10 protein-coding genes are annotated in these 9,756 nt (G+C 64.7%); 9 read left to right on the top strand and 1 reads right to left on the bottom strand.

The window, feature by feature from the left end; all coding sequences use genetic code 11:
- Nucleotides 1–3: 3 nt before the first annotated feature.
- From arsC to WAN02_RS07545, 9 genes are all read left to right on the top strand, one after another.
- On the top strand, nucleotides 4–333 hold the full coding sequence (arsC, locus tag WAN02_RS07585; RefSeq protein WP_422263548.1) for an arsenate reductase (glutaredoxin): 330 nt from the start codon (nucleotides 4–6) through the stop codon (nucleotides 331–333).
- Nucleotides 330–980 (top strand): LpqN/LpqT family lipoprotein, encoded by a 651-nt coding sequence (locus WAN02_RS07580; protein ID WP_422263547.1) that lies wholly within the window; start codon nucleotides 330–332, stop codon nucleotides 978–980. The genes arsC and WAN02_RS07580 overlap by 4 nt, the downstream gene beginning before the upstream one ends.
- A 24-nt stretch (nucleotides 981–1,004) precedes the next feature.
- Nucleotides 1,005–1,871, top strand: a complete 867-nt coding sequence (locus WAN02_RS07575; protein ID WP_422263546.1) for an oxidoreductase — start codon at nucleotides 1,005–1,007, stop codon at nucleotides 1,869–1,871.
- Nucleotides 1,872–1,997: 126 nt separating this feature from the next.
- Nucleotides 1,998–2,660, top strand: a complete 663-nt coding sequence (locus tag WAN02_RS07570; RefSeq protein WP_422263545.1) for a 50S ribosomal protein L25/general stress protein Ctc — start codon at nucleotides 1,998–2,000, stop codon at nucleotides 2,658–2,660.
- A gap of 3 nt (nucleotides 2,661–2,663) precedes the next feature.
- Nucleotides 2,664–3,239 (top strand): aminoacyl-tRNA hydrolase, encoded by a 576-nt coding sequence (pth, locus tag WAN02_RS07565; RefSeq protein WP_422263544.1) that lies wholly within the window; start codon nucleotides 2,664–2,666, stop codon nucleotides 3,237–3,239.
- A gap of 575 nt (nucleotides 3,240–3,814) precedes the next feature.
- Nucleotides 3,815–5,029: a sodium-dependent bicarbonate transport family permease gene (locus WAN02_RS07560; RefSeq protein ID WP_422263543.1), complete on the top strand. Its 1,215-nt coding sequence runs from the start codon at nucleotides 3,815–3,817 to the stop codon at nucleotides 5,027–5,029.
- A gap of 106 nt (nucleotides 5,030–5,135) precedes the next feature.
- Nucleotides 5,136–6,452, top strand: coding sequence for a PPE family protein (locus WAN02_RS07555; protein ID WP_422263542.1), 1,317 nt, complete (start codon nucleotides 5,136–5,138; stop codon nucleotides 6,450–6,452).
- A 46-nt stretch (nucleotides 6,453–6,498) separates the two neighbouring features.
- Nucleotides 6,499–7,893 carry a PPE family protein gene (locus WAN02_RS07550; protein WP_422263541.1) on the top strand — a complete coding sequence of 465 codons (1,395 nt, stop codon included), beginning with the start codon at nucleotides 6,499–6,501 and terminating at the stop codon, nucleotides 7,891–7,893.
- A gap of 88 nt (nucleotides 7,894–7,981) precedes the next feature.
- The gene (locus tag WAN02_RS07545) at nucleotides 7,982–8,302 is read left to right on the top strand and encodes a DUF732 domain-containing protein (RefSeq protein WP_422263540.1); all 321 of its coding nucleotides are present in this window, start codon (nucleotides 7,982–7,984) and stop codon (nucleotides 8,300–8,302) included.
- 29 nt (nucleotides 8,303–8,331) lie between these two features.
- Here WAN02_RS07545 and WAN02_RS07540 read toward each other — a convergent pair.
- On the bottom strand, nucleotides 8,332–9,756 hold a 1,425-nt coding region (locus WAN02_RS07540), incomplete at its 5' end, for a fatty acyl-AMP ligase (protein ID WP_422263539.1).

Raw genomic sequence — 9,756 nt, 5'->3', positions numbered from 1 at the left:
GTCATCTATCACAACCCCCGATGCTCGACTTCGCGTAAGACCCTGGAGTTGCTGCGCGACAACGCTATTGAGCCCAAGGTCGTCGAATACCTGAAGACACCGCCGTCGCGTACCGAGCTGGTGAAGATGATTCGCGCTGCCGGTATCGAGGTGCGGGCCGCCGTGCGTAAACGCGAGGCGCTGTATGCCGAGCTCGGTCTGGCCGATGCGAGTGACGATCAGTTGCTCGACGCGATGGTCGAACATCCCATCCTCATCGAGCGGCCGTTCGTCGTCACATCGAAAGGCACGCGGCTGGCTCGTCCGGTCGACACGGTGCGCGAGATCCTGTGAGCCCACCGGTACGACTCGCCGCGACGCTGGCCGCCTTGACGGTGGCAGCGGCCGGATGCGGATCGAAAAGCCCTGACTATCAGTCGATTTGGTCGACCACCCCAACGACCACCAGCGCGGCGCCGACCGAGAAGCCGATCCCGTTCTCGCAGTATCTGGAAAGCAACGGGGTATCCGGTACGCCGGTCGACCCCGACACGCTGACCGACCTGACCGTGTCGATTCCGACGCCGCCGGGCTGGAAGCGGATCAATCGGCCGAACATCCCGCAAGCCACGAAGTTGATCGCCGGGGCCGACGCCTTTCCCAACGCCATGCTCATCGTGTTCAAGCTGGTCGGGGAATTCGATGCGGCCGAATTGGTCAAGCACGGCAACGACGATGCCCGGCTCGCGGAGAACTTCAAACAGCTCGAATCGTCCGGTGCCGATTTCCACGGCTTCCCGTCGTCGATGATCGAGGGCAGCTACAACCTCGGCGACCAGCGGCTGCACACCATCAATCGAATCGTGATCGCACACGGATCCGGCGAAGAAGCGGACCGCTACCTCATTCAGCTCGCGGTCACCAGCCTGGCCGACAAGGCCGTCGCCGACGCGGTCGACGTCGAGGCGATCATCCACGGCTTCACCATCGCCGCCAAGTAACACCACCGCACTACTGTGTTTTCCATGACCTCGTGGACCGCAGCAGACCTGCCCTCGTTCGCCGGACGCACCGCCATCGTCACCGGCGCCAACAGCGGCCTCGGCGAAGTGACGGCCCGCGAACTGGCCCGAGTCGGCGCTCAGGTGATCCTGGCCGTGCGCAACACCGGCAAAGGTGAAGCCGCCGCCCGTGAAATGACCGGAGACGTCGAAGTCCGTCAACTCGACCTGCAGGATCTGGCCTCGGTGCGGCAGTTCGCCGACGGGGTCGACAGCGTCGACGTCTTGGTCAACAACGCCGGCATCATGGCCGTCCCGCACGCCGTCACCGCCGACGGGTTCGAGAGCCAGATCGGCACCAACCACCTCGGCCACTTCGCGCTGACCAACCTGCTGCTGCCGAAAGTCACCGAGCGGGTGGTGACGGTGTCGTCGCTGATGCACTTGATGGGTTACATCAGCCTGCGCGACCTGAACTGGACGTCACGCCCCTACTCGGCGTGGCTGGCCTACGGCCAGTCCAAACTCGCCAATCTGCTGTTCACCAGCGAGCTGCAGCGGCGGCTCGAGGCGGCCCACTCGCCGGTGCGAGCGGTGGCCGCCCACCCCGGCTACTCGCACACCAACCTGCAGGGCCATTCCGGTCACCGGATCGGCGACGCACTGATGGCCGTCGCCAACCGCCTGGCCACCGACGCCGACTTCGGCGCCCGGCAGACGCTGTATGCCATCTCGCAGGACGTCCCGGGCAACAGCTTCATCGGCCCGGCCTTCGGGATGTTCGGACCTACCCGGCCGGGCGGGCGCGGCCCACTGGCCAAACGCCACGCCACGGCCGGTGCGCTCTGGGAGTTGTCGGAGCGGCTCACAGACACCAAATTTCCGCTCTGAGGTGCTGATGGGCTAGCCTGACCAGGCGTCACGGCGAGGGTGGCTTAACAAGCCGCCGTTATCGACGGGGACCGACAGCAGTCGCGATCCTGGCCGTGCAACGGAATCTGACACAGGAGCGACACCATGGCTAGATCTGAGAACAAGCTGACCGCGCTAGTGCGGACCCGGACCGGCAAAGGCGCGTCCCGGCGGGCACGGCGCGAAGGCAAGATTCCGGCCGTTCTCTACGGTCACGGCGCCGACCCACAGCACTTGGAGCTGCCCGGGCATGACTTCGCGGCGGTGCTGCGCCACTCCGGCACCAACGCGGTGCTGACCCTCGACATCGACGGCAAAGAACAGTTCGCATTGACCAAGGCGCTCGCCATCCACCCGATCCGCCGCAGCATCACACACGCCGACCTACTGGTGGTCCGTCGCGGCGAGAAGGTCACCGTCGAGGTCAACGTCGAGGTAGTCGGTGAGGCCGCCTACGGCACCCTGGTGACCCAGGAGACCAGCACCATCGAGATCGAAGCCGACGCAATGTCGATCCCGCAGTCATTGACCCTGTCGCTCGACGGCGCCGAGGCCGGTACCCAGTTCACCGCCGGGCAGATCGCCCTGCCGGCCGGGGTCACGCTCATCGCTGACCCCGATCTGCTGGTCGTCAACGTGGTGAACGCGCCGACCGCCGAGGACCTCGAGAGCGAGGGCGCCGGCGAGGTCGCCGAAGGCGCAGAACCGGCCGAGGAGGCCGCCGAGGGCGAGGGCGAGGCAGCCGAAGCCGAGTCCGAATCCGAATAGACCGTGGCCGGCCCACAATTGGTGGTGGGTCTGGGCAACCCCGGACCGAACTATGCCCAGACGCGGCACAACCTGGGGTTCATGGTGGCAGACCGGATCGCGGCTCGGCTGGGCTCGAACTTCAAGGTGCACAAGCGTTCCGGCGCGGAGATCGTGACCGGTCGCCTCGGCGGCCGTTCAGTCGTGCTGGCCAAGCCGCGCTGCTACATGAACGAGTCCGGCCGCCAAGTGGGTCCGCTGGCCAAGTTCTACTCGGTGCCCGCCGCTGACGTGCTGATCATTCACGACGAGCTCGACATCGACTTCGGCCAGATCCGGCTGAAGCTCGGTGGCGGCGAGGGCGGTCACAACGGACTGCGCTCGGTCGCGAGCGCGTTGGGCACCAGAGACTTTCAGCGGGTGCGGATCGGTATCGGCCGTCCGCCTGGCCGTAAGGACCCGGCGGCGTTCGTGCTGGAGAATTTCACCGCTACCGAACGCCCCGAAGTGCCGGCGATCTGCGAGCAGGCTGCAGACGCCACCGAGCTGCTGATCGAGCTGGGTCTTGAGGCAGCGCAGAACCGAGTGCACACCTGGTGAGTCGACGCGCTTACATCGCCCTGAGCACGTAAACCCGTTTCAACGTAAAGATCTCATCAAGGAAGCTGTCAGCTCACGTAAAGAAGTCGTGAGTGCGGTTGTCCGCTCATATTAACTGCTGCTCTGCTGTTCCCATGGACCACTGCAGGGTGGACGCACAAGCCAAGCGCCGAGCGCTTAGGCCGTGGTGCGCCCGAGGCACCTAGAAGCTTGTAGGTGGCCGCGACCACACGTCGCCCAAGTTGCTGCCAACGTCCCGAAAGACAGCCACATAAACGCACTTTCGCGAAGTCGTACATACCTACACGCCGCTTCGGCAGAAGGATGGCGCCCTAAAGGCCTGTCGGCAAACCGACGCAATGGTTCGTTGCCATCAAATCTGTTGTCTATCAACCTAATTCAGATCAGTATGAATGATATTTATTGTGCCCGTTACATAATCGGACCCACTTCGGAAACATAACGGCCACACAATCACACCGGAAAAAACGGCACCGCCTCCGCGGGTGACTCAGAGACGTTGCCAGACAACATATCCGTCATAGCCGACGACTTCGGAGATGGGGCTAAGACCAATGCTTCAAGAGTTCTTGCACAACTTCCTGCACAACCTCTTCAAGCCGTTGCTGTTGTTCTTCTACTTCGGTTTCCTGATGCGGATGCTCAAGGTGGACTTCGAGTTCCCGTACGTCATCTATCAGGGCCTCACGATGTACCTGCTGGTGGCCATCGGTTGGCACGGCGGCGAAGAACTCGCCGATATCAAGGCTTCGAGCATCGGCCACATTGTGGGATTCATGATCACCGGGTTTGTCTTGAACTTTGTGATCGGCATGCTCGCATACCTGCTGTTGAGCCGCCTGACAGCGCTGCGGCGAGTGGATAAGGCGACCGTCGCCGGCTATTACGGGTCGGACTCGGCAGGCACTTTCGCCACCTGCGTGGCCGTCTTGGCCGGCGTCGGGCTGGCCTTTGACGCCTACATGCCGGTCATGCTGGCCGTCATGGAGATCCCGGGGTGTTTGGTTGCGCTGTATCTGGTGGCGCGGTTGCGGCACCGGGGGATGGACCAAGACGGCAACATGCCCGATGAGCCCGGCTACATTGCGCCGGTGCCGGCGAGCGTCGGTCCCGGCGCGGCAGCCCAGCCCGCTCCCGGACAGCAACTCGACATCGAACCGGACACCGAGGAGCGGGTGCAGTACGCGCTGAGAAGGCGCCGCCGTCCCGCGTGGGCGTCCGGCGAAAAGGGGGGTCTCTTCTCACGCCAGCTGCTGCGGGAGGTCTTCCTCAATCCGGGACTGTGTCTGCTTTTCGGCGGCATCGTCATCGGGTTCGTCAGCGGGTTGCAGGGACATAAAGTCACTCACGACGCCGACTCGTTGTTCATCACCGCGTTTCAGGGCGCGCTGTGCCTGTTCTTGCTCGAGATGGGCATGACGGCTGCCAGCAAATTGCGGGACCTTAAGGCTGCTGGTCGCGGGTTCATCTTGTTCGGCCTTCTGGCGCCCAACCTCTTCGCCCCGCTCGGGATCATCGTCGCGCACGCCTATGCCTACCTCACCCATACCAACTTCGGGCCGGGAACGTATGTCCTATTCGCGGTGCTCTGCGGCGCGGCATCGTATATCGCCGTGCCTGCCGTTCAGCGTCTGGCGATCCCCGAAGCGAGTCCGACCCTGCCGCTCGCCGCGTCGCTGGGTTTGACGTTCTCCTACAACGTCACCATCGGGATCCCGCTCTATATCGAGATCTCCCGCGTCGTCGGGCAATGGTTCCCGGTCACGTGACGTCGCCGTAGCTCGACGTCGAGAACCCAACAGCGGCAACGTCGCCGGACGCAACTCTTAAAACTGATCGCGTCGCGATCAGCCATGCCACCGGAGGTGAGCATCAATGGATTTTGCATTCCTGCCGCCGGAGATCAACTCCGGACGGATGTATACCGGACCTGGAGCCGGGCCGATGCTCGCCGCCGCGGCGGCCTGGGACGACCTGGCCGCCGAATTGAGTTCGACGGCAGCGTCTTACGCATCGACGGTCTCCAGCTTGACTGGCGGGACGTGGCAGGGCCCGTCGTCTGAGTCCATGGCTACTGCCGCCGCAACCTATGTGGAGTGGATGAATACCACTGCAGCACAGGCCGAGGAGACGAGCAACCAGGCCAAGGCTGCGGTCGCGGCATACGAGGCCGCGTTCGCCGCGACGGTGCCGCCACCGGTGATCGAGGCCAACCGTGCGCTCTTGATGATGCTGATCGCAACAAACATCCTGGGGCAGAACACCCCCGCAATCGCTGCCACCGAGGCCCATTACATGGAAATGTGGGCTCAGGACACCGGCGCGATGTACGGCTACGCCGGGTCTGCAAGCAGCGCCTCGGTGCTGACTCCGTTCACCGAGCCGCCCCAGACAACCAACCCGGCGGGCACCGCGCAGCAGTCAGCCGCTGCCGCGCAAGCCGGCACCTCCGGCGCGTCGAGCATCGGCACCGAGATAACCCAGTTCATCAATTTCCTGCCGACCGCTCTGCAGAACCTGGCCAACGGCCTTCTGCAATCGCCGACAACATCGACGAACTTGTTGTCCGGACTCTCACTGCCGCAACTAACCACAGCCACCTTGCCACCCTGGCTCACGACCGACCTGACGAACTGGAACACCATCTTCTCGACCTTCGCGTCCGGGCCCTACTCGCTCCAGGGGTTGACTTCCATCCCCGGTGGCCCGTTCCTGTCGTTCGGTCAGGCATACGCATGGGGCCAAAACGGACAGGGCGCCGCTTCTTTCCTCGCCGGCGCCAAGCCCATCACCGGGGCGTTGGCCCCGCTGGCCGGCGAGTTGGGCACGCCGCATCTCAGCGCGGCCTTTGGTGCGGGACCGGTATCGGGGTCGATGGGCCGCGCAGCGCTGGTGGGCAGCATGTCGGTACCGCAAGGTTGGACGCAAGCCGCCCCGGAGATGGGGTTCAGGACGCTCGCCGCCGCGCTGCCCACCAACCTGGCGGAGGCGGCCGTCCCGGAGGCGTCACTGGCCGGCCAGGGTGGCATGTTCGGCCAGATGGCGGCTTCGAGCCTGGCCGGACGGGCCGTGGCAGCCACCGCGACGCAGTCGGTGGGTAGTGGTGCTCGTATGGCCTCACTCGGCGGCGTCGTCACGGAGGCGGATCCGGCCGCAGCCACCATCTTCGTCATCCCGGCGATCGAAGACTGACTGCGATGCCGACCCAGTCGTGCACCAAAAGGCAAGGGGTATAGACATGTTCTACGCAGCGTTTCCGCCGGAGATCAACTCGGGCCGGATGTATACCGGCGCGGGATCGGAGCCGTTGTTGGCCGCCGCGGCGGCCTGGGGCGAGCTGGCCGACGAGTTGCACCAGGCTGCGACGTCCTATTCGACGGTGATCTCATCCTTGACCAGCGGACCATGGTTGGGTCCGACATCGCTGAGCATGGCGGCTGCGATCGCCCCATACCTCACCTGGATGCAGGGCACCGCAGCGCAGGCGGCCGAGACTGCGAGCCAGGCCAACGCCGCGGCCAGCGCCTACGAGACGGCGTTCGCCGCGCATGTGCCACCGGCTGAAATCGCCGCCAACCGTACCCAGTTGGCGTCGCTGGTTGCGAGCAACATCATCGGGCAGAACAACGCAGCGATTTCGGCCACCGAAGTCCGATACGGCGAAATGTGGGCGCAGGACGCGCTGGCGATGGATACCTACGCCGCCTCCTCGGCGGCCGCCTCCAAGCTGACGCCCTATACCGAGCCGCCACAGACAACCAACACCGCGGGCACCGCGGCGCAGTCGGCCGCCGTGGCTCAAGCCGCTGCCACTCAGGCCGGTTCGAGCGCTCAGACGGCCGCCGCCGCAGCGGCCCCCACGGGATCGCCGCTGCTGCAATGGCTGGCGAACCTGTCCACCGACTACACGGATACCCTCAACGGCCTGCTGAACAGCCTGTTTGGGTCAACTGGGGCATCGACGTACTCGTTGCTTTTCAATGCGGTCAAGACTCCACTTAGCTTCACCACCGGGTTCAACGACCTCGGGTTGCTCACCAACTTCCCCGTATCGCAGTTTCTCAAGTTCACGCCCGCCCCCGGGTTCGGCGCGATACCGAAAGAGGGTCTGGGAGGGGGACTTACCGGACCCTGGTGGGGTCGGGGCTGGCTGACCAGCTCGGTGTCGGCGGACATGGGCAATTCCGGCACCGTGGTGGGACAGCTGTCAGTTCCCCCCAGCTGGGCGACGGCCACACCGACCGTCAGAACGGTCGCTGCCGCATTATCGGCCGCCGGGCCGGAAGCCGTGTCGCCGGCCGCGATTGCCGAAGGAAGCATGTTGAGTTCAATGCCCGCGGCGGGAATGCTCGGCAGCGCAATCGGAGCCGGAGCCCCAACCGTCGTAGCCAACAGTGGCGTTCGCGGCCGCCTCACCCCGCTCAAGGACCTCAAGGGCAACCAGTCACCGGAGCAACTGAAGCGTTTGGTCGCACAGATCTCGGAGAAGCCCGAAAGTGTGCAGCACCACACGGTCGACCAAGACGGTCTCGACAGTCTGCTCGAACAACTGGCGAAGAAACCGGGCGTGCACGCGGTGCATCTGAAAGGCGGCAAGGCCAAAGTCGTGCCGTCGGATTCGCAGTTGGGCTAGAGGACAACATGATTCATGTCGACTAGGGACTTGGCCACAGCATGAAAGCTGACAGGGCTTCTCAGCAGAAGGAAAGGAAGGACGGGTTATGAGAGCGCTACTTGCGGCACTCGGCGTTGGGATCGTGATCGCTGTCGCGGCACCGGCGTACGCCGATCCGGACGAGGCTACCGGCGACGACGCGGGCTTCTTGTCTGCCATACGGAAAGTCGGCATCCATTATCCCAGCCCCGCTCAAGCCATCACCGCCGGCAAATCGGTGTGCGGGTGCCTGAATAACGGCGAATCGGCTCTGGAACTGGTGCACGAGGTGAAGGTCCGAAACGCGGGGTTCTCCATGGAAGAAGCGTCCGACTTCGCTATGATTGCAGCGAAATACTACTGCCCCCAACAACTCTCAAAGAGCTGACTCGTAGCCGGCTATCGGGAGCGCCGCTATTACGTAACGAGAGTGACCGAGTTGGCCCGGCGCAGCTTGCCCGACGACGTCTTCGGGATGGTGCCGGGGCCGAGCACGACGACGTTGCGCGGCCGCATGTCGACCTCGCTGACGACCTCGTGGGCCACCTGGTGCTCGATGCGCCGCACCTCCGCCGGGTCCTGCCAGGCGTTGGACTCGACAGCGACGGCGAAAGTCTCCCGTGAGTGCCCGGCGTCCAGCCGGACCGCGACGGCGCAGCCGATGCGCACACCCTCGACGCGACCTGCGGCGCGCTCGATGTCGGTCGGATAGATGTTGCGGCCGGCCATGATGATGACATCCTTGACGCGGCCACACACGACGACGTGGCCGTTCTCCATCTGGTAGCCCAGGTCACCGGTGTCGTACCAGCCGTGCTCATCCTGCGCTGGCAGGAACCCACCCATGGTGATGTAACCGGGCGTCACGCATTCACCGCGCAGCTCGATGACGCCGACGCCGCGGGCGGGCATCACGTCGCCGTTCTCGTCGACGACGCGGGCCTCGAGATCCTTCAGCAGCGGACCGAGCGATGCCAGCCGCCGGGTGTTGCCCTTGCTGGACGGCACAGCGCGGCGCAGCGCAGCCAGCAGATCGGCGTCCACCTCATCAACCACCAGGCCGGCGTTGCACTCGGAGAACGACACCGCCAGCGTCGTCTCCGCCATGCCGTACGCGGGCAGGATCGCCGACGGCTTCAGCCCGAAGGGCCTGCCCGCATCCAACAGGTCCTCGACGTCGGCGGGGTCGACCGGCTCGGCGCCGGACAACGCGAACCGCAGCGTCGACAGGTCGTACTGACCGGGCTCGGCCTGGTTGCGCAGCCGCTTGGCGAACAGCGCGTAGGCGAAGTTCGGCGCCGCGGTCATGGTGCCCTTGTACTTGTCGATGAGCTTGGCCCACAGCAGCGTGTCGCGCAGGAAGTCCATCGGCGTGACCTTGACCAGCTCGGCGCCGAAGTACATCGGGATGGTCAGGAACCCGACCATGCCCATGTCGTGGAAGCAGGGCAGCCAGCTGACCATGACGTCCTTGTCGACGTCGTACTCGGCGCCGATGAACATGGCCTCGGCGTTCGAATAGATGTTGCGGTGCGTGATCTGGACTGCCTTTGGAGACCCAGTAGATCCGGACGTTAATTGCATTAGCGCCAGGTCGTCTTCGTCCGTCTCGACCGGATCGATCGGATCGTTCTCGAGCAGGTCGCCAATCTTGAGCACCTTGATGCCCTTCTCCTCGAGCACCGGAATGGCGACGAGGAAGGGCTCGGCGACGATGACGGCGTTCGCCTCGATCATCGCGATGACGTTCATGGTGTCCTCGGCCCAGACGGCGAGGTCGGTGCGCGGCGTGGGCTGGTGCAACATGGTCAGGCTGGCGCCGCGCATCCACAGCGCCTGCGC

It is taken from the genome of Mycobacterium sp. (genome assembly GCF_049281135.1).
Lineage (GTDB): Bacteria > Actinomycetota > Actinomycetes > Mycobacteriales > Mycobacteriaceae > Mycobacterium.
This window is presented reverse-complemented; position numbering and strand designations above follow the sequence as displayed.